This is a genomic window from Pseudomonas sp. BIGb0176, from assembly GCF_024810175.1.
GTDB lineage: Bacteria > Pseudomonadota > Gammaproteobacteria > Pseudomonadales > Pseudomonadaceae > Aquipseudomonas > Aquipseudomonas protegens.
In genome coordinates this window covers 134,490-153,648 of sequence record NZ_JANUEC010000004.1, presented here as the reverse complement: position 1 = coordinate 153,648, position 19,159 = coordinate 134,490, and the positions used below count along the sequence as shown (strand labels likewise).

Sequence of the window (19,159 nt, the reverse complement as noted above, 5' to 3'; positions counted from 1 at the left end):
TCTTTGGGAGCTCCACCATGTTGAACACCCTTCTTCCCATTCTGTTGTTCGCCGCCATCGGCCTTGCGGTCCTTGGCGCGCTGCGACGCGTGGCCATGTGGCGCCGGGGGCGAGCCTCCAAGGTCGATCTGATTGGCGGCCTGCTGGCCATGCCCAAGCGCTACATGGTGGATCTGCACCACGTGGTGGCCCGGGACAAATACATGGCCAACACCCACGTGGCCACGGCGGGGGGCTTTGTCCTGGCCGCCGTGCTGGCGATCCTGGTGCACGGTTTCGGCCTGCACAACCGCATCCTGGGTTATGCCTTGCTGCTGGCCACCACGCTGATGTTCGTCGGCGCGCTGTTCGTCGCCAAGCGCCGGCGCAACCCGCCGGCGCGGCTGTCCAAAGGGCCGTGGATGCGCCTGCCCAAAAGCCTGCTGGCATTCTCCGTGAGCTTCTTCGTGGCGACCCTGCCGGTGGCCGGGATCCTTCCGGAAAACTTCGGTGGCTGGCTGCTGGCGGCGCTGCTTGCGCTGGGTGTGCTCTGGGGCGTGTCCGAGCTGTTCTTCGGCATGACCTGGGGCGGGCCGATGAAGCACGCCTTCGCTGGCGCCCTGCACCTGGCCTGGCACCGGCGCGCCGAGCGCTTTGGTGGCGGACGCTCCACCGGCCTCAAACCGTTGGACCTGGAAGACCCGAACGCGCCTTTGGGGGTGGAAAAGCCCAAGGACTTCACCTGGAACCAGTTACTGGGCTTCGACGCCTGCGTGCAGTGCGGCAAGTGCGAGGCGGCGTGCCCGGCCTTCGCCGCCGGCCAGCCGCTGAACCCGAAGAAACTGATCCAGGACATGGTGGTCGGCCTGGCCGGCGGTACCGACGCGCAGTTCGCTGGCAGCCCGTACCCTGGCAAGGCCATCGGCGAACACGGCGGCAACCCGCACCAGCCCATCGTCAACGGCCTGGTGGACGCCGAGACCCTGTGGTCCTGCACCACCTGCCGGGCCTGTGTCGAGGAATGCCCGATGATGATCGAACACGTCGATGCCATCGTCGACATGCGTCGCCATCTGACCCTGGAGAAGGGCGCCACGCCGAACAAGGGCGCCGAGGTCCTGGAAAACCTCATTGCCACCGACAACCCCGGCGGCTTCAACCCCGGCGGGCGGATGAACTGGGCGGCGGACCTGAACCTGTCCCTGCTCAGCGACAAACAAAGCACCGACGTGCTGTTCTGGGTCGGCGACGGCGCCTTCGACATGCGCAACCAGCGCACCCTGCGGGCCTTTGTCAAAGTGCTCAAGGCGGCCAAGGTGGACTTCGCCGTGCTCGGCCTGGAAGAGCGCGACAGCGGTGACGTGGCCCGGCGCCTGGGCGACGAAGCGACTTTCCAGCTGCTGGCCAAGCGCAACATCCAGACCCTGGCCAAGTACCGCTTCAAGCGCATCGTCACCTGCGATCCCCACAGTTTCCATGTGCTGAAGAACGAGTATGGCGCCTTCGATGGCAACTACCTGGTGCAGCACCACAGCACCTACCTGGCCGAGCTGATCGGCGCCGGTGCGCTGAACCTGGGCCAGCACAAGGGCAGCAGCGTGACCTATCACGATCCTTGCTACCTGGGTCGTTACAACGGTGAGTACGAAGCCCCTCGGGACGTACTGCGTGCCCTGGGCATCGAGATCAAGGAAATGCAGCGCTCGGGCTTCCGTTCCCGTTGCTGCGGCGGTGGCGGCGGCGCGCCGATCACCGACATTCCGGGCAAGCAACGGATTCCCGACATGCGCATGCAGGACATCCGCGAAACCGGCGCCGAGCTGGTGGCCGTGGGTTGTCCACAGTGCACGGCGATGCTCGAAGGGGTGGTGGAGCCGCGGCCGATGATCAAGGACATCGCCGAACTGGTAGCCGATGCCTTGCTCGAAGACGCCGCCCCGAGCAAAGCGCCGGCGTCGGTGAAACCTGAACCTGCGGAGGTGCACTGATGAGCGACATTATCCGCCGCGATCCCCGGGCCGAGTGGATCGCCCGCAACCGCCTGCACCCGCTGCACGCGGCCATGCAGCCGGCGCAACACAGCTGGATGGGGCCCAATGGCCTGATCCGCAAGAACCCCCACGGCATCGGTTTCATCGGCCCCAACGGCCTCAAGCGCATCGACCGCAGTGGCGCCCAGCAGGGCGGCAGCGCCAAGCGCACGGCAGCGGCCGAGGTGCAGTTGCCGCTGCATCAAGTGGCGCAGCCGGCGTTCTACATCAGCGTGGTGCCGGACATGGTCGGTGGCCGCCTGAGCAGCCACGACCGCGACCTTCTGGGCCTGGCCCATCAGCTGGCGGGCCAGGACGGCGCGGTGCTGGCGGTGGTGTTCGGCGAGCACAAGGAATCGGCCTTCGCCACAGCGGGTGTCGACCGCCTGCTGGTGCTGCAAGGCAGCGAGTTCGAAGGTTATGCACCGGAGCAACGGGTGCAGGGCCTGCGGGCTGTGGATAACCAGTTCAGCCCGCGTCACTGGCTGCTGCCCGACAGCCGCACCGGCGGCGGCGAACTGGGCCGGCGCTTTGCCGCGGCCCTGGGCGAACGCCCGGCGACCCGGGTCTGGCAGGTCAAGGACGGGCAGTGCATCGGCCGTGCCGGCGCCGGCCTGCAGGACCTGGCGCGGCCGGTCGCGCGCTTGATCCTGGCCGCCGCCGAATGCGCGGAGCCGGTCAGCGAAACCCGCCACGAAGCCTTGCCGGTGGAGTTATCCACAAGCGTGGCCCGCAGCCTGGCGCGGATCGAAGACCTGGGCGCAGTGGCGGTGGACCCGGCGGCGATTCCCATGGCCGAGGCCGAATTCATCTTTTCCGGGGGCAACGGGGTCAAGGACTGGCCGCTGTTTCACCAGACCGCCGCCGCCCTGGGGGCCACCGAAGGCGCTTCGCGGGTGGCGGTGGACGACGGCTTCATGGCCCGCGACCGGCAAGTGGGGGCCAGTGGTATCTGGGTCACCGCGCGGGTCTATGTGGCGGTGGGGATTTCCGGAGCGATCCAGCACCTGCAAGGCATTGGTGCCTGCGATAAGGTGGTGGCGATCAACCTCGACCCGGGTTGCGACATGATCAAGCGTGCCGACCTGTCGGTGATTGGCGACAGCGCGGAGATTCTCAAGGCCTTGATCGCGGCGGTAGCGGCCTACCGCAACGACGCCAAGCGCGATGCGGCTTAAGGGGATGTTATGCACAGCAATGTAATCAGCCTGATTTCGATTGGCGCCCACCCCACCTCCGGCCGCCCGCGGCGTGCCGAACAGGATGCCCGGGCAGTGGAACTGGGCCTGCAACTGGCCGGTGCGCAGTTGCAGGTGCTGCATGCCGGCGATGTAGCCGAACCGGCCCTGCGCGCCTACCTGGGCATGGGCCTGGAACAGCTGCATGTGCTGGAGCAGCCGGCGGGCGCCGATGCCCTGCCGGCACTGACCCAGTACCTGCGTCATGCCGGCGCCCAGGTGGTGCTCACCGGCAGCCAGGCGGAAACCGGCGAGGGCTCGGGGATGCTGCCATTCCTGCTGGCGGAAAACCTCGGCTGGCCGCTGGTGGTGGGGCTGGCCCAGGTCGAGTCCCTGGGCGATGGCGTGGCCCATGTCCTGCAAGCCTTGCCCCGCGGCCAGCGACGCCGGCTCAAGGTGCGCCTGCCATTCCTCGCCACTGTGGATAACGCCGCACCCAAGCCGCGCCAGAGCGCCTACGGCCCGGCGCGCCGGGGCGTGCTCGAAACCGACCAGGTGCTGGTGGTGGAGGACGAGTTGTTCACAGGCTCCAGCCTGCAACCGGCCAAGCCGCGGCCCAAGCGCCTGAAAGTGATCAAGGCCAAGAGCGGCGCCGACCGCATGAAAGCCGCTACCGCCAAGGCCAGCGGCGGCACCGGCCAGGTACTCAAGGGCGTCAGTCCTGAGGCGGGTGCCGAAGCCATTCTCAAATTGCTCATCGAAGAAGGCGTAGTGCGCTGACCTCAGGGTTATGCACAACCCCTGGCACCGCTGTTCGCTGGCAAGCCAGCTCCTACGGGGGAAATGCACCCATGCCCTGTAGGAGCCGGCTTGCCGGCGAAGAGGCCAGCGCGGTTTTGCACAATTTCCGGCCGTCTTTCGCGACAGGGGGGTAGGGTTACTCACAATCCCTGTGTGCGGACCTGTGGATAAGGTGTTCGCGCCTCGCTCCAGCCCTTGTTCAGCAGGCCCTGGCGCCGCCTGTACGATTTTTGATCAGGCTAAGTCGGGGTTTTTTATGGCGTTTTTTCCATGATGGGAAAACCCTCGGGCAGACTTTTGCACAGCAGTTGCCCCCAAAGTCTGTTGGCGCTTCTGTGGATAAGATGTTCGCTTAGCGCTGTATCCCTTGCAGAACGGGGCTTTCAAGATTTTGTTCAAAAAACGACCAAATGCTTGTTTTTCCGCAGAATATCCTGGCGTGCCCCTGATAATGCGCGGCTTTTGGCGGTTTTCCACAGTGCCCGACTAGTGCACCCGAGTTGCCCCCAAAGTCTGTTGGCCGTTCTGTGGATAAGGTGTTCGCCTTCCTCTGTAGCCCTCTGAATACGTGGCTTTGATGGCTGTGTTCAAAAAATGATCAATACCTTGTGAAACAGCACTTTCTTCATAAGTCACGGATTTTATTGCCATTGCCCGGCGAAATATCCCCATGCCAGAGGAACTTGCCCACAGTTGCTGTGGGCCAAGGTGTGGATAAGGTGTTCGTCGAAGGCTGCACCCCTTGTAATCCATGGCTTGTGCGGCAATAGATCAAATTTCATACAGTTCTAATGGCTGCCTTGACACTGGCAAGTGGCCTGTCTTCACTGATGCCACAAGGACTTGGCAGTTACTTATCCACATCCGGTTCCCGGGAGCTCAGGCAATGGACTGTCGTTTATCACAGGCTTCTGCGATCCGCGCCTTTCTCCCTCGACGCACCCGCCGCCGCGCCACCAACCAGCGCGCCCGCCTATAGCTGCACTCCCGGGCTGCCGCCGGTTGGCACTTTTTCCACAGTTTGTGTTTCCCTGGCCAGGCTCCAGGCCAACCAGAAGTCCGCGGACTTTCTCAAGCAGGAGGCGCGTTTCTACAAGCCGCCGATCAACGTGACCTTCGCCAAGTTGCCCAACAACCTCAACCACGTCGGGGTCGAGCAACTGCCGTGCAACCACTGTGGCGACTGCGTCTGGGGCTGTAACAACAAGGCCAAGAACACCACCCTGATGAACTACCTGCCGGACGCCTGCAATCACGGTGCGCAGATTTTCTGCCAGGCCCAGGTGCGCCATCTGGAGCGTGACGGCGACGGCTGGATCGTGCGCTTCCAGTACCTGGACAGCGCCCAGGGACGGCATGTACGGGCGCTGCATCGGCCATGGGGCGATTCCCTATGGCGTTACCAGCGAACTGAAGGGCAACACCCAGGTGCAATGGTCGGAAACCCTTTCGGCAGACGATCCGAACTACCCGCTAGGGGTGCGCAATGGCTATGTGAAGGTGAGGCTGGACGGCCCGCAGATCAGCGAGACCTTCATCGGCGAGACCGGCGCGGTCAGCTGGTCGCGGCCCTGAAGGCCCTGTAGCCGCTGCCGAGCCCGCGAGGCAGCGACAAGATCCGCGGGACCTTGCTTGACGGTTTTCCGGCGGACCTCAGGCGCTCTCAAGATCGCTGCGCCTGCTGCGTCGGAATGCCGCCCAAGCCGTTCGCAGCCTGCGGCAGCGGCTACACAAGCCTTGTAGCCGCTGCGGTGCTTGCAGTGTCAGCCGGTGACCGGAACACCCTTGAGGTAAGGCGCCGGTTCCGCCCCCAGGTTGCTCAGCATGCGCTCGCTGTACCAGTCGACGAAGTTGACCACGCCGAACTCGTAGGTCTTGGAGTACGGGCCGGGCTGGTAGGCGGTGGAGTTGATGCCGCGCTGGTTCTCTTCCGCCAGGCGCCGGTCCTGGGCGTTGGTGGCGTCCCACACCTGGCGCATGCGTTCGACGTCGTAGTCCACGCCTTCCACGGCGTCCTTGTGCACGATCCACTTGGTGGTGACGATGGTTTCCTGGGCGCTGATGGGCCACACGGTGAACACGATGATGTGGTCGCCCATGCAGTGGTTCCACGAGTGGGGCAGGTGCAGGATGCGCATCGAGCCCAGGTCCGGGTTCTTGATCCGGCCCATGAGTTTGGCGCAGCCCTGCTTGCCGTCCAGGGTCATGGACACGGTGCCCTTGAGCAGCGGCATGCGCACGATGCGGTTGCGCAGGCCGAAGCTGGCGTGGGCGTAAGGGATCTTCTCGGCTTCCCAGGCGGCAGCGGAGGCGGCCACGTGGTCCTTGAACGCCTGGTCGGCCCGCGGGTCGGTGACGTCGTCCCATTCCAGCAGGGTTTTCAGCAATTCGGGGTGCGAGCCGCCGCAGTGGTAGCACTCGCGGTTGTTCTCCAGCACCAGCTTCCAGTTGGCCTTTTCATGCAAGGTGGTCTGCACCGCCACCTTGGTGTTCTCCATGTCGTAGGGCTCCATGTAATGGGCCAGGGTCGCGAGGAAGTCGTCGATGGCCGGCGGGTTCTCGGCCAGGGAGATGAAGATGTAGCCGCCGGCGGTCTTCACGTTCACCGGTTTCAGGCCGTATTGCTTCATGTCGAAGTCGGCGCCCATCTCGGTGCCGGCGAACAGCAGGCGGCCGTCCAGTTCGTAGGTCCACTGGTGGTAGTGGCAGACCAGCTTGGCGACCTTGCCCTTGTCGCTGGTGCACAGCCGTGAGCCGCGGTGGCGGCAGACGTTGTGGAAGGCGTGGACCACGCCGTCGGCGCCGCGGATGACGATGATCGGGTTCTTGCCGATCTGCAGGGTGATGTAGTTGCCCTTGGTAGGGATTTCGCAGGTCATGCCGGCGATCAGCCATTCCTTCTGGAAGATCTCCTGCATGTCGATATCGAACAGCCTTTCATCGCAGTAGAACGGCTGCGGCAGGGAAAAGGTCCGCTCACGTTCCTGCAGCATCTGTGCAGTGGCCTTGCGTGCAGGTTCCAGCGGATCGCCCAAGCTCAGGGTTGCGGTGACGTCCATCGTTCAAGTCCTCATGGCCGTTCAGTGCGGCCGGCGAATTAATTAGTGGCTACGGTGGGTGCTACGCAAGTCACGAAAAAAACGGCTGTTGTCGTTGAGGCGAGTGTGGGTCCGCAGGCGCCAAGAACCTTATCCATGGGCGACATGGCCCAATCTGTTCCCGACGCGCCAGCCCCGGCAGCTGGGGGCTGGTCGCGATAAGCATGTGAATGTCGCAGATAGGTAAATGGGCGCGAGAAGCCTTACGCAGAATCGCTGACAAGACGCCGACCGTCGGCCGTGGAGAACAGCATGTCCAACACCTTCCTTAACCCGGTAACCACCCAGACCTGGGCCAATGGCCGTCACATCGTCCGTTGCGTCAAAGTCATCCAGGAAACCTGGGACGTGCGGACCTTCTGCTTCATGGCCGACCAGCCGATCATGTTCTTCTTCAAACCGGGGCAGTTCGTCACCCTGGAGCTGGAGATCGAGGGCCAGCCGGTGATGCGTTCCTACACCATCTCCAGCTCGCCCTCGGTGCCCTACAGCTTCTCGGTGACCATCAAGCGCGTGCCCGGCGGCAAGGTCTCCAACTGGCTGCACGACACCCTGCACGAAGGCCAGGAACTGGCGGTGCACGGGCCGGTGGGGCTGTTCAACGCCATCGACTTTCCGGCGCCGAAGATCCTCTACCTCAGCGGCGGCGTCGGCATTACCCCGGTGATGTCCATGGCGCGCTGGTTCTACGACACCAACGCCAACGTCGACATGGTGTTCATCCACAGCGCCCGTTCCCCCAAGGACATCATTTACCACCGCGAGCTGGAGCACATGGCCTCGCGGATCGACAACTTCAGCCTGCACCTGATCTGCGAAAAGCACGGCCTGGGCGAGCCCTGGGCCGGTTATCGCGGCTACCTGAACCACAAGATGCTGGAGTTGATGGCCCCGGATTTCCTGGAGCGGGAAGTGTTCTGCTGCGGCCCCACGCCCTATATGAGCGCGGTCAAGCGGCTGCTGGAAGCCGCCGGTTTCGACATGGCCCGCTACCACGAGGAATCCTTCGGCGCGACCCCGGCCGAAGCCCGGGCCGATGCGGTGGAACACGCCGAACAGGCGGCCGAGGCGCCGGAGCCGGACCTGGCGGATCTGCATCAGGTGGAGTTCACCGCTTCGGGCAAGAGCATCCGCGTGGGCCCCGGGGAAACCGTGCACGCGGCGGCGGCCAAGCTTGGCCTGATGATTCCCAAGGCCTGCGGCATGGGCATCTGCGGCACCTGCAAGGTGCTCAAGCTGGGGGGCGAGGTGGAGATGGAGCACAACGGCGGGATCACCGAGGAAGACGAAGCCGAAGGCTACATCCTGTCCTGCTGCAGCGTGCCCAAGGGCGACGTGCGCGTGGAGTTCTGATCGCCGGCAAACCGGCCCCTGCATCCGTTTGCTGTAGGAGCCGGCTTGCCAGCGAACAGGTGCAACCTGATCCTTCGGTTACTGATACAACGCCGGGCGCCGATCCAGGTGCACATGGTTATGTTCACTGATGGATTTGTGCCAGGCCTGGGTCAGGTCCAGCTCCGCCAGCAGCAACTGCTCGGCGCTTTCCCGATCCCTGCCCGCCAGTGGATAACCGTCGGCATCGACAAGGGTCGAGCCGCCCACCCAGTTCACTCCACGTTCCTCGCCGCAGCGGTCGCAGGCGGCGATGAACATCCGGTTGACCGCCGCATTGGCCTGCACCCGGACCATCTCCGCCGGCCGCTCGCCGAGCGGGCGCGGGCCATCCGGCCAGTTCACCGGGGCGCACAACAGGGCCGCGCCGGCCAGGGCTGGCAGGCGCACCCACTCGGGAAACTCCAGGTCGTAGCAGATCATCATGGCGATCGGCCCGAAGCGGGTCGGCACCACCGGCGGCGGCTCGTCGCCCGGGGTGAAGATCAGGTTTTCCCTATCCCACAGGTGGGCCTTGCGGTACAGCGTCAGCCTGCCTTCGGGTTCGACCAGCGCCGCGCTGTTGGCCACGCGCTCCTGGTCCAGGCGCTCGCAGAAGCCGCCGACGATCACCACCTGCAGCTCTTCGGCCAGGGTTTTCCACAGGCTCAGGGTCGGCCCGTCGAGGCTTTCTGAGAGTGCCAGGGCTTCATTGCGGTCGCTGAACACATAGCCGCTCTGCACCAGTTCCGGCAGCACCACCACCTGGGCGCCGCGGGCGGCGGCCTGGCGTATCGCCTCGGCGCCCAGGGCGCGGTTGTACTTAAGGTCGCCGATGCGCGGGGCCACTTGCTGGCAGGCCACCTTGAGGGATGCCTGAGGAATCATTGCGCGCCTCCTTCCAGTTGCTGCTCGCTGGCCTGGATGGCCAGGCGCTCCGCGTCCAGGTCCAGGTTGCGGGTCAGCGCCCAGTAGACCAGCGCGGCCACGGCAAGGCCAACCACGAAGGCAATGTCGGCGCCGCCCAGGGCCTGGGACAGCGGGCCCTGGAAGAAACTCAGGGACATGAACGGCACCATCGCCAGCAGGCCGAGGAAATACGCCAGCAGCCCGGCGCTGGACCAGCGGCCATAGATCCCGGTGTGATTGAAGATGTCGCTGATGGCATAGCGACCTTTGCGCACCAGGTAGAAGTCCGCCAGGTTGACTGCGGTCCAGGGCACCAGGAAATACAGCATCAGCAGCACGAAAGTGTTGAAGCTGCCCAGGTAGCTCTCGGGAATGTTCATGGCGATGAGAAAGATCACCACCGCCACCAGCACGATTCCGCAGACCCGGCTCTTGAGGTTGGGCTTGATCGACTTGAAGCCGTCGATGGCGCTGATGCCGGTGAGCATGGCGCCGTAGCAGTTGACCGCCATGATGCCCACCAGCGCCGGCACTGCGATCAGCACGGTGAAGGTGCCGAAGCCGGGGATCACCCGGTTGCCCACTTCGCGCACGCTGGCGATGGCATCGGGGGAGGGCAGGGCCGAGGCCAGGAACGCCCCCAGGGACATCAGCCACAGGGCCGAACCGGCGGCGCCCAGGTAGGTCCAGAAGATCACCTGGCGCGACGGCGTCTGGTGCGGCAGGTAGCGTGAGTAGTCGGAGACGTACACCGAATAGCTGATCTGGTAGCCGGCGGCGGCCGACAGCTGGATCAGGAACGCCGACCAGGAGAACTGCGGGTCGGCCAGGGCCGAGTCGGCCTGCAGGGTCAGCAGGGCACTGACGGTGAGCACGGCGAACACGCTGATCATCACGTAGGTCAGCCAGCGCTGCACGGTGTGCAGCAGGTCATGGCCGATCACCGCGATCAGCACCGCCACGGCGATCATCAGGGTGTACCAGGGCGCCCGGGCGCCGGGAATCACGGTGTTGATGGCATCGGTGGCGAGGATCACGTTGAACACGTTGAAGCCGATGTAGACGAACACCACGGCGGTGAACGGCACGATGGCGCCGCGCAGGCCGAACTGGGCGCGGGACTGGATCATCTGCGGCAGCCCCATGCGCGGACCCTGGTTGGCGTGGAAGGCCATGCAGAAGGTACCCAGGCAGACGCCGATGACGATCGCCAGGATGGCGTATTGCAGGGCAAGGCCCAGGGCTGCGCCGGTGAAACCGGTGACCATGGTGGTGAGCACGAAGTTGCCGGTGAACCAGAAGGGGCCCTGGTGCCAGACCTTGCCGTGGCGCTCGTTGCGCGGCACGTAGTCGATGGAGCGGGTTTCGATCTTCAGGCCGGGAGGCTGGGCGTTCTCGGTGACGCAAGAAGAAGTCGTCATGGGGTACAGCCTTATTTTTATAGGTCGACCCCGGAGTCTCGGACAAACGCTGCGGTTGTTGAATCAGTGGGGGCAAATAATCAGTTCAGGAATTTGTGAACTGATGAAGGGGGCGTGCTTGACGGGCCTCTTCGCTGGCAAGCCGGCTCCTACGGGGTGGGGGGGCGCTGGCCATTGTAGGAGCCGGCTTGCCGGCGAAGGCGTCGGTGAGCGCGACGCTTGGGTTGCGGGCCTCTTCGCTGGCAAGCCAGCTCCTACAGGCGGGGGGTGGGTCAGGCGCTCATGACGGTGCGGATGTCGGCTGCCAGTTCGCGCACGCGGTCTTCCTCGGTGTCCCAGGAGCACATGAAGCGCGCGCCACCCTTGCCGATGAAGGTATAGAAGCGCCAGCCCTTGGCCGTCAGTGCGGCAATGGCCGGTTCCGAGAGTTGCAGGAACACGCCGTTGGCCTGCACCGGGAACATCAGTTCCACGCCAGGAATGTCGGCCACCAGTTGGGCCAGCAGCTGCGCGCAGTGGTTGGCGTGGCGGGCGTGCTTGAGCCAGGCGTCGTTTTCCAGGAGGCCGACCCAGGGCGCGGAGAGAAAGCGCATTTTCGAGGCCAACTGGCCAGCCTGCTTGCAGCGGTAGTCGAAGTCTTCCGCCAGCTTGTGGTTGAAGAACAGGATCGCTTCACCCACCGCCATGCCGTTTTTCGTGCCGCCAAAGCACAGCACGTCCACGCCGGCCTTCCAGGTCAGCTCCGCCGGGGTACAGCCGAGGAAGGCGCAGGCGTTGGAGAAGCGCGCGCCGTCCATGTGCAGGTTCAGCCCCAGTTCCTTGCAGGTGGCACTGATGGCGCGAACTTCTTCCGGGGTGTAGACACTGCCCACCTCGGTGGCCTGGGTCAGGGTTACCACCCGCGGCTTGGGATAGTGGATGTCCTGGCGCTTGAGGGCGATCTCGCGGATCGATTCCGGGGTCAGCTTGCCGTTCTGGGTGCCGGCGATCAGCAGCTTGGAGCCGTTGGAGAAGAACTCCGGGGCGCCGCACTCGTCGGTTTCGACGTGGGCGGTTTCCGAGCAGATCACGCTGTGGTAACTCTGGCACAGCGACGACAGGGCCAGGGAGTTGGCGGCGGTGCCGTTGAAGGCGAAGAACACTTCGCAATCGGTTTCGAACAGTTTGCGGAAATGATCCGAGGCGCGAGCGGTCCACTGGTCGTCGCCGTAAGCGCGCTCGTGGCCGTGGTTGGCCTGCTCCATGGCGGCCCAGGCTTCGGGGCAGATGCCGGAGTAGTTGTCGCTGGCGAATTGTTGGCTCTTGTCGGTCATGGCCGGCTCCGTGGTCGATGATGGTGCGCACTTTAACCAAGAATAATGGCCCAGCACACGCTCTGTTTATGCCGGAATAATGCATGGCCCATAAGGATTTATGCGTGACGCGATGCTGAAACCCGACACTGCCCGGCGCGACGGGGCGCTGGATGCGCTGAAATGGCTGGCGCTGCTGAGCATGGTCCTCGATCACCTGCGTTATGTGGGCCTGAGCCTGGACTGGTTTTACGTACCCGGGCGCCTGGCGTTTCCCTGGTTCTGCCTGGCCATGGCGGTGAACCTGACCCGGGCCAGGGATGAAATCGACCGCCGGCCCGGCCCATGGCGCTACCTGGGCTGGTTGCTGCTGTTCAGCCTGCTGAGCGAGATTCCCTATCGTCTGTTCATTCCCGGCCCCGATACCTTGAATGTGTTGCCCACCCTGGCCCTGGGCCTGCTGGTGGCTCGCGGCTGGCAGCGGCGCAGAGGCCTGGACCTGGGGCTTGGCCTGCTGGCCTTGCTGCTGGCGGTGGTTTTCAGCGAGCGGCTGATGTTCGGCGCCTTCGGGGTGTTGCTGCCGCTGGCCCTGGTACTGGTGTTGCGCCGGCCCTGGTATTTCAGCCTGCTGCCTGGGGCGCTGTGCCTGGCGGCCAATCAATGGGAAACCTTGTTCCGGGCGGCGCGCCTGGGCAATCAGGTGGCGACCTGCGGTATTGCCGCTTGTCTGCTGGCGCCGTGGCTGGGGCTGATGCTGCTGCGGGGGCTGCGTGGCAGGTCGGTGCCGGCCATGCGCCGCTGGGCCTACCTGCTGTACCCGGCGCACTTTCTCCTGCTGCTGGCCCTGCGCGCAGCCCTGTAGGAGCCGGCTTGCCGGCGAAGGCGCCCGTGAGGGTTTGCGCCCGGCTTGCGGGCCTCTTCGCTGGCAAGCCGGCTCCTACGGCAGAGAGCGTTGCGTTGTGGGGGAAGGACAGGCCCGATCCAGAGCCGTTGGCGGGTGGTGCGGGCAGGCATTTATCTCCGCACGCCAGGGCATGTCGTAAACGCACCTTTGCGTGGCGTCCATAGGCATTTGAGTTCCCCTTCCCGGTCATACCATCGCATCCAAAGGGCGTAGCTGTAAGGCTCGCCTCACCGAGACGAAAGGCGCACCGCCGCCGCTGGGAGAGACGTGATGTTCAGCAAGCAAGACCAGATCCAGGGTTACGACGATGCACTGCTGGCGGCCATCAATGCCGAGGAACAACGCCAGGAAGATCACATCGAGCTGATCGCGTCGGAAAACTACACCAGCAAGCGGGTGATGCAGGCGCAAGGCAGCGGGCTGACCAACAAGTACGCCGAAGGCTATCCGGGAAAGCGCTACTACGGTGGCTGCGAGCACGTGGACAAGGTCGAGGCCCTGGCCATCGAGCGCGCCAAGCAACTGTTCGGTGCCGACTACGCCAACGTCCAGCCGCACTCCGGTTCTTCGGCCAACAGCGAGGTGTACCTGGCCCTGCTGCAGGCCGGCGATACCATCCTCGGCATGAGCCTGGCCCATGGCGGCCACCTGACCCACGGGGCCAAGGTGTCGTCCTCGGGCAAGCTGTACAACGCGGTGCAGTACGGCATCGACACCCGCACCGGGTTGATCGACTACGACGAAGTCGAGCGCCTGGCCGTGGAACACAAGCCGAAGATGATCGTCGCCGGCTTCTCGGCCTACTCCAAGACCCTGGACTTCCCGCGCTTCCGGCAGATCGCCGACAAGGTCGGGGCGCTGCTGTTCGTCGACATGGCCCACGTCGCCGGGCTGGTGGCCGCCGGTCTGTATCCCAACCCGCTGCCCTATGCCGACGTGGTCACTACCACCACCCACAAGACCCTGCGCGGTCCCCGTGGCGGGCTGATCCTGGCCAAGGCCAACGAAGAGATCGAGAAGAAACTCAACGCTGCCGTGTTCCCGGGTGCCCAGGGCGGTCCGCTGATGCATGTGATTGCGGCCAAGGCGGTGTGCTTCAAGGAAGCGCTGGAACCTGGCTTCAAGGCTTATCAGCAGCAAGTGATCGACAACGCCCAGGCCATGGCCGGCGTGTTTATCAAACGCGGCTACGATGTAGTGTCCGGCGGCACCGACAACCACCTGTTCCTGGTCAGCCTGATTCGCCAGGGCCTGACCGGCAAGGATGCCGATGCCGCCCTGGGCCGCGCCCACATCACCGTGAACAAGAACGCCGTGCCCAACGACCCGCAGTCGCCGTTTGTCACGTCCGGCCTGCGCATCGGCACCCCGGCGGTCACCACCCGCGGTTTCAAGGTCACCCAGTGCACCGAACTGGCGGGCTGGATCTGCGACATTCTCGACCACCTCGGCGATGCCGACGTCGAGGCCAATGTCGCCCGTCAGGTGGCGGCCCTGTGTGCTGATTTCCCGGTTTACCGCTGAGAGCCGCAACTGGAGCAATGACTATGCAACGCTATTCGGGCTTCGGCCTCTTCAAGCACTCTCTCAGCCACCATGAAAACTGGCAGCGCATGTGGCGCACCCCGACCCCGAAGAAAGTCTATGACGTGGTCATAGTCGGCGGCGGCGGGCATGGCCTGGCCACCGCCTACTACCTGGCCAAGGAACACGGCATCACCAATGTCGCGGTGGTGGAGAAGGGCTGGCTGGGCGGCGGCAACACCGCGCGCAACACCACCATCGTGCGTTCCAACTACCTGTGGGACGAGTCGGCGCAGCTCTACGAGCATGCGATGAAGTTGTGGGAAGGCCTGTCCCAGGACCTCAACTACAACGTGATGTTCTCCCAGCGCGGGGTCTACAACCTGTGCCATACCCTGCAGGACATCCGTGATTCCGAGCGCCGGGTCAGCGCCAACCGGCTCAACGGCATCGACGGCGAACTGCTCAACACCCAGCAGGTGGCGGACGAGATCCCCTACCTGGACTGCTCGAAGAACACTCGCTACCCGGTGCTCGGCGCCACGGTCCAGCGCCGCGGCGGCGTGGCCCGTCACGACGCCGTGGCCTGGGGCTTTGCCCGCGCCGCCGACGCCCTGGGCGTGGACCTGATCCAGCAGACCGAAGTCATCGGTTTTCGCAAGGAAAACGGCGTGTGCATCGGCGTCGAGACCAACAAGGGCTTTATCGGTGCCAAGCGCGTCGGGGTGGTCACCGCCGGCAACTCCGGGCACATGGCCAAGCTCGCGGGTTTTCGCCTGCCGATCGAATCCCACCCGCTGCAGGCGCTGGTGTCGGAGCCGATCAAACCGATCATCGACAGCGTGATCATGTCCAACGCGGTGCACGGCTACATCAGCCAGTCGGACAAGGGCGACCTGGTGATCGGCGCCGGTATCGACGGCTGGGTCGGCTACGGCCAGCGCGGTTCCTACCCGGTGATCGAGCACACCATCCAGGCCATCGTCGAGATGTTCCCGGTCCTCTCCCGTGTGCGCATGAACCGCCAGTGGGGCGGCATCGTCGACACCAGCCCGGACGCCTGCCCGATCATTTCCAAGACTCCGGTGCCGAACATGTTCTTCAACTGCGGGTGGGGCACCGGCGGCTTCAAGGCCACCCCGGGTTCGGGCAACGTGTTTGCCGCAAGCCTCGCCAAGGGCGAGATGCATCCATTGGCCGCCCCTTTCTCCATCGACCGTTTCCACAACGGCGCGCTGATCGACGAACACGGCGCTGCTGCGGTCGCCCACTAAAAGGACAACTACCTATGTTGCATATCTTCTGTCCTCACTGCGGCGAGCTGCGCTCCGAAGAGGAATTCCATTCGTCCGGCCAGGCGCATATTCCACGGCCCCTGGACCCCAACGCCTGCACCGACGAGGAGTGGGGCGACTACATGTTCTTCCGCGACAACCCTCGCGGCCTGCACCACGAGTTGTGGATCCACGCCGCCGGTTGCCGCCAGTACTTCAACGCTACCCGCGACACCGTCACCTACGAAATTCTTGAGACCTACAAGATCGGCACCAAGCCGCAATTCACCGCCAAGGCTGCTGGAGAGAAGGTATGAGCCAGACCAATCGCCTGTCCAACGGCGGACGCATCGACCGCAACAAGGTCCTGACCTTCACCTTCAACGGCCAGAGCTACAAGGGTTTTGAGGGCGACACCCTGGCCTCGGCCCTGCTGGCCAACGGCGTGGACATCATCGGCCGCAGCTTCAAGTACTCCCGGCCCCGGGGCATCTTCGCCGCAGGCTGCGAGGAGCCCAACGCGGTGCTGCAGATCGGTGCCACCGAAGCCACCCAGATCCCCAACGTGCGCGCCACCCAGCAGGCGCTGTACCAGGGCCTGGTCGCCACCAGCACCAACGGCTGGCCCAGCGTCAACAACGACATGATGGGGATTCTCGGCAAGGTCGGCGGCAAGCTGATGCCGCCGGGCTTCTACTACAAGACCTTCATGTACCCGCAATCGTTCTGGATGACCTACGAGAAGTACATCCGCAAGGCGGCGGGCCTCGGTCGCTCGCCCACCGAGAACGATCCGGACACCTACGACAACATGAACCAGCACTGCGACGTGCTGATCGTCGGCGCCGGCCCCGCGGGCCTTGCCGCCGCCCTGGCAGCGGCCCGCAGTGGCGCCCGGGTGATCCTGGCCGACGAGCAGGAAGAGTTCGGCGGTACCCTGCTGGACAGCCGCGAGAGCCTGGACGGCAAGCCGGCGGCGGAGTGGGTGGCCAGTGTGGTTGCCGAACTCCAGTCGCTGCCGGATGTGTTGCTGCTGCCGCGGGCCACGGTCAACGGCTACCACGACCACAACTTCCTGACCATTCACGAGCGCCTCACCGATCACCTCGGCGACCGCGCGCCCATCGGCCAGGTACGCCAGCGCATCCACCGGGTCCGCGCCAAGCGCGTGGTGCTGGCCACCGGCGCCCATGAGCGGCCGCTGGTCTACGGCAACAACGATGTGCCGGGCAACATGCTGGCTGGCGCGGTCTCCACCTATGTGCGGCGCTACGGCGTGGCCCCGGGCAAGAAACTGGTGCTGTCCACCAACAACGACCACGCCTACCGTGTGGCCCTGGACTGGCTCGACGCCAGCCTGCAAGTGGTGGCCATCGCCGATGCGCGGCACAACCCGCGCGGCGCCCTGGTGGAAGAAGCCCGGGCCAAGGGTATTCGCATCCTCACCTCCAGCGCGGTGATCGAGGCCCGAGGCAGCAAGCACGTGACCGGCGCGCGTGTAGCGGCCATCGACGTCAAGGCACACAAGGTCACCAGCCCCGGCGAATGGCTCGACTGCGACCTGATCGCCAGCTCCGGCGGCTACAGCCCGGTGGTGCACTTGGCCTCGCACCTGGGCGGCAAGCCGGTGTGGCGCGAAGACATCCTCGGTTTCGTGCCCGGTGAAGCGCCGCAGAAGCGTGTGTGCGTCGGTGGCATCAACGGCGTCTACAGCCTCGGCGATACCCTGGCCGACGGTTTCGAAGGCGGTGTGCGCGCCGCCAGTGAAGCCGGTTTCCAGGCCGTTGAGGGCGTTCTGCCCAAGGCCCTGGCCCGTCTTGAAGAACCGACCCTGGCGCTGTTCCAGGTGCCCCACGAAAAAGGCACGGCGCGTGCGCCGAAGCAATTCGTCGACCTGCAGAACGACGTCACCGCCGCCGCCATCGAACTGGCGACCCGCGAGGGCTTCGAGTCGGTGGAACACGTCAAGCGCTACACCGCCCTGGGCTTCGGCACCGACCAGGGCAAGCTGGGCAACGTCAACGGCCTGGCCATTGCCGCCCGTTCGCTGAACGTCAGCATTCCGCAGATGGGCACCACCATGTTCCGTCCGAACTACACGCCGATCACCTTCGGCGCCGTGGCTGGCCGGCACTGCGGGCACATCTTCGAGCCGGTGCGCTTCACCGCGCTGCATGCCTGGCATGTGAAGAATGGCGCCGAGTTCGAAGACGTCGGCCAGTGGAAACGCCCCTGGTACTTCCCGAAAAACGGCGAAGACCTGCATGCCGCGGTCAAGCGCGAATGCCAGGCCGTGCGCGACAGCGTCGGCCTGCTGGACGCCTCGACCCTGGGCAAGATCGACATCCAGGGCCCGGACGCCCGGGAGTTTCTCAACCGCATCTACACCAACGCCTGGACCAAGCTCGACGTGGGCAAGGCCCGCTACGGCCTGATGTGCAAGGAAGACGGCATGGTCTTCGACGACGGCGTCACTGCCTGTCTGGCCGACAACCACTTCCTGATGACCACCACCACCGGCGGCGCGGCCCGCGTGCTGCAGTGGCTGGAGATCTACCAGCAGACCGAATGGCCGGACCTCAAGGTGTACTTCACCTCGGTCACCGACCACTGGGCCACCATGACCCTGTCCGGGCCCAACAGCCGCAAGCTGCTGAGCGAAGTCACCGACATCGACCTGGACAAGGACGGCTTCCCGTTCATGACCTGGAAGGAAGGCCTGGTGGGTGGCGTACCGGCGCGGGTGTTCCGTATCTCGTTCACCGGCGAGCTGTCCTACGAGGTCAACGTCCAGGCCGACTACGCCATGGGCGTGCTGGAGCAGATCGTCGAGGCCGGCAAGAAGTACAACCTGACCCCCTACGGCACCGAGACCATGCACGTGCTGCGGGCCGAGAAGGGCTTCATCATCGTCGGCCAGGACACCGACGGCTCCATGACCCCGGACGACCTGAACATGGGCTGGTGCGTGGGCCGGACCAAGCCGTTCTCCTGGATCGGCTGGCGCGGCATGAACCGTGAAGACTGCGTGCGCGAGCAGCGCAAGCAACTGGTGGGCCTCAAGCCGATCGACCCGACCCAGTGGCTGCCGGAAGGTGCGCAACTGGTGTTCAACCCCAAGCAGGCGATCCCGATGAGCATGGTGGGCCACGTGACCTCCAGCTATGCCCACAACTCCCTGGGTTATTCCTTCGCCCTGGGTGTGGTCAAGGGGGGGCTCAAGCGCCTGGGCGAGCGGGTCTTCGCACCGCTGGCCGATGGCCGGGTGATCGAGGCGGAAATCGTTTCCTCGGTGTTCTTCGACCCCAAAGGCGACCGCCAGAACATCTAAGGCACAACACGCTCATGTAGGAGCCGGCTTGCCGGCGAAGGCGGCCT

General features: G+C 64.8%; 14 protein-coding genes and 1 pseudogene. 11 read left to right on the top strand and 4 right to left on the bottom strand.

The genetic code is table 11. The features are described from left to right. Positions 1–17 precede the first annotated feature (17 nt). The 5 genes and pseudogenes from dgcB to M2395_RS23705 all read left to right on the top strand — a co-directional run bounded on the left by dgcB (position 18) and on the right by M2395_RS23705 (position 5,563). A complete protein-coding gene (gene dgcB, locus M2395_RS23725) occupies positions 18–1,967 on the top strand; it encodes a dimethylglycine demethylation protein DgcB (protein WP_072443626.1) in 1,950 nt (649 codons plus the stop codon). Next, on the top strand, positions 1,967–3,187 hold the full coding sequence (locus M2395_RS23720) for an electron transfer flavoprotein subunit alpha/FixB family protein (RefSeq protein ID WP_015637306.1): 1,221 nt from the start codon (positions 1,967–1,969) through the stop codon (positions 3,185–3,187). Before dgcB ends, M2395_RS23720 begins: the two co-directional genes overlap by 1 nt. 9 nt (positions 3,188–3,196) lie before the next feature. Continuing rightward, the gene (locus M2395_RS23715; RefSeq protein ID WP_011063912.1) at positions 3,197–3,967 is read left to right on the top strand and encodes an electron transfer flavoprotein subunit beta; all 771 of its coding nucleotides are present in this window, start codon (positions 3,197–3,199) and stop codon (positions 3,965–3,967) included. Between the two features lie 1,067 nt (positions 3,968–5,034). Beyond that, positions 5,035–5,337: pseudogene (locus tag M2395_RS23710) on the top strand (GMC family oxidoreductase N-terminal domain-containing protein); the annotation flags it as partial. Positions 5,338–5,344: 7 nt separating this feature from the next. Continuing rightward, on the top strand, positions 5,345–5,563 hold the full coding sequence (locus M2395_RS23705) for a hypothetical protein (RefSeq protein ID WP_123431065.1): 219 nt from the start codon (positions 5,345–5,347) through the stop codon (positions 5,561–5,563). A gap of 188 nt (positions 5,564–5,751) precedes the next feature. On the opposite strand, the gene gbcA is transcribed toward M2395_RS23705, so the two are convergent. Next, on the bottom strand, positions 5,752–7,047 hold the full coding sequence (gbcA, locus tag M2395_RS23700; protein ID WP_011063910.1) for a glycine-betaine demethylase subunit GbcA: 1,296 nt from the start codon (positions 7,045–7,047) through the stop codon (positions 5,752–5,754). 291 nt (positions 7,048–7,338) lie between these two features. Here gbcA and gbcB point away from each other — a divergent pair, with 291 nt between their 5' ends. After that, complete coding sequence (gene gbcB / locus M2395_RS23695) at positions 7,339–8,439, top strand: glycine-betaine demethylase subunit GbcB (RefSeq protein ID WP_123431064.1); 1,101 nt, start codon at positions 7,339–7,341, stop codon at positions 8,437–8,439. A 78-nt stretch (positions 8,440–8,517) separates the two neighbouring features. Here gbcB and M2395_RS23690 read toward each other — a convergent pair whose 3' ends face one another. The 3 genes from M2395_RS23690 to M2395_RS23680 form a co-directional block, all read right to left on the bottom strand. After that, the gene (locus M2395_RS23690) at positions 8,518–9,345 is read right to left on the bottom strand and encodes a nitrilase-related carbon-nitrogen hydrolase (RefSeq protein ID WP_047289640.1); all 828 of its coding nucleotides are present in this window, start codon (positions 9,343–9,345) and stop codon (positions 8,518–8,520) included. Continuing rightward, positions 9,342–10,787 carry a cytosine permease gene (locus M2395_RS23685; RefSeq protein ID WP_015637303.1) on the bottom strand — a complete coding sequence of 482 codons (1,446 nt, stop codon included), beginning with the start codon at positions 10,785–10,787 and terminating at the stop codon, positions 9,342–9,344. Before M2395_RS23685 ends, M2395_RS23690 begins: the two co-directional genes overlap by 4 nt. Before the next feature lie 272 nt (positions 10,788–11,059). After that, positions 11,060–12,100, bottom strand: coding sequence for a low specificity L-threonine aldolase (locus M2395_RS23680; RefSeq protein ID WP_011063906.1), 1,041 nt, complete (start codon positions 12,098–12,100; stop codon positions 11,060–11,062). 100 nt (positions 12,101–12,200) lie between these two features. On the opposite strand from M2395_RS23680, the gene M2395_RS23675 reads away from it, so the two are divergent. The 5 genes from M2395_RS23675 to M2395_RS23655 all read left to right on the top strand — a co-directional run bounded on the left by M2395_RS23675 (position 12,201) and on the right by M2395_RS23655 (position 19,112). Next, on the top strand, positions 12,201–12,941 hold the full coding sequence (locus tag M2395_RS23675; RefSeq protein WP_123431063.1) for a TraX family protein: 741 nt from the start codon (positions 12,201–12,203) through the stop codon (positions 12,939–12,941). Positions 12,942–13,253: 312 nt separating this feature from the next. Then, positions 13,254–14,507: a serine hydroxymethyltransferase gene (locus M2395_RS23670; protein WP_011063904.1), complete on the top strand. Its 1,254-nt coding sequence runs from the start codon at positions 13,254–13,256 to the stop codon at positions 14,505–14,507. A gap of 23 nt (positions 14,508–14,530) precedes the next feature. Beyond that, a complete protein-coding gene (locus tag M2395_RS23665) occupies positions 14,531–15,781 on the top strand; it encodes a sarcosine oxidase subunit beta family protein (protein WP_011063903.1) in 1,251 nt (416 codons plus the stop codon). A gap of 14 nt (positions 15,782–15,795) precedes the next feature. Beyond that, positions 15,796–16,098, top strand: coding sequence for a sarcosine oxidase subunit delta (locus tag M2395_RS23660; RefSeq protein WP_011063902.1), 303 nt, complete (start codon positions 15,796–15,798; stop codon positions 16,096–16,098). Next, a complete protein-coding gene (locus M2395_RS23655) occupies positions 16,095–19,112 on the top strand; it encodes a sarcosine oxidase subunit alpha (protein WP_015637299.1) in 3,018 nt (1,005 codons plus the stop codon). The genes M2395_RS23660 and M2395_RS23655 overlap by 4 nt, the downstream gene beginning before the upstream one ends. Positions 19,113–19,159: the final 47 nt, after the last annotated feature.

What these genes read in the sequence shown, in the direction of transcription:
- M2395_RS23655 (WP_015637299.1), top strand. Translation starts at nt 16,095, where the DNA reads ATGAGCCAGACCAATCGCCTGTCCAACGGCGGACGCATCGACCGCAAC.
- gbcA (WP_011063910.1), bottom strand. Translation starts at nt 7,047, where the DNA reads ATGGACGTCACCGCAACCCTGAGCTTGGGCGATCCGCTGGAACCTGCA.
- M2395_RS23690 (WP_047289640.1), bottom strand. Translation starts at nt 9,345, where the DNA reads ATGATTCCTCAGGCATCCCTCAAGGTGGCCTGCCAGCAAGTGGCCCCG.
- M2395_RS23680 (WP_011063906.1), bottom strand. Translation starts at nt 12,100, where the DNA reads ATGACCGACAAGAGCCAACAATTCGCCAGCGACAACTACTCCGGCATC.
- M2395_RS23720 (WP_015637306.1), top strand. Translation starts at nt 1,967, where the DNA reads ATGAGCGACATTATCCGCCGCGATCCCCGGGCCGAGTGGATCGCCCGC.
- M2395_RS23705 (WP_123431065.1), top strand. Translation starts at nt 5,345, where the DNA reads ATGTACGGGCGCTGCATCGGCCATGGGGCGATTCCCTATGGCGTTACC.
- gbcB (WP_123431064.1), top strand. Translation starts at nt 7,339, where the DNA reads ATGTCCAACACCTTCCTTAACCCGGTAACCACCCAGACCTGGGCCAAT.
- M2395_RS23715 (WP_011063912.1), top strand. Translation starts at nt 3,197, where the DNA reads ATGCACAGCAATGTAATCAGCCTGATTTCGATTGGCGCCCACCCCACC.
- M2395_RS23675 (WP_123431063.1), top strand. Translation starts at nt 12,201, where the DNA reads ATGCGTGACGCGATGCTGAAACCCGACACTGCCCGGCGCGACGGGGCG.
- M2395_RS23665 (WP_011063903.1), top strand. Translation starts at nt 14,531, where the DNA reads ATGCAACGCTATTCGGGCTTCGGCCTCTTCAAGCACTCTCTCAGCCAC.
- M2395_RS23685 (WP_015637303.1), bottom strand. Translation starts at nt 10,787, where the DNA reads ATGACGACTTCTTCTTGCGTCACCGAGAACGCCCAGCCTCCCGGCCTG.
- M2395_RS23660 (WP_011063902.1), top strand. Translation starts at nt 15,796, where the DNA reads ATGTTGCATATCTTCTGTCCTCACTGCGGCGAGCTGCGCTCCGAAGAG.
- M2395_RS23670 (WP_011063904.1), top strand. Translation starts at nt 13,254, where the DNA reads ATGTTCAGCAAGCAAGACCAGATCCAGGGTTACGACGATGCACTGCTG.
- dgcB (WP_072443626.1), top strand. Translation starts at nt 18, where the DNA reads ATGTTGAACACCCTTCTTCCCATTCTGTTGTTCGCCGCCATCGGCCTT.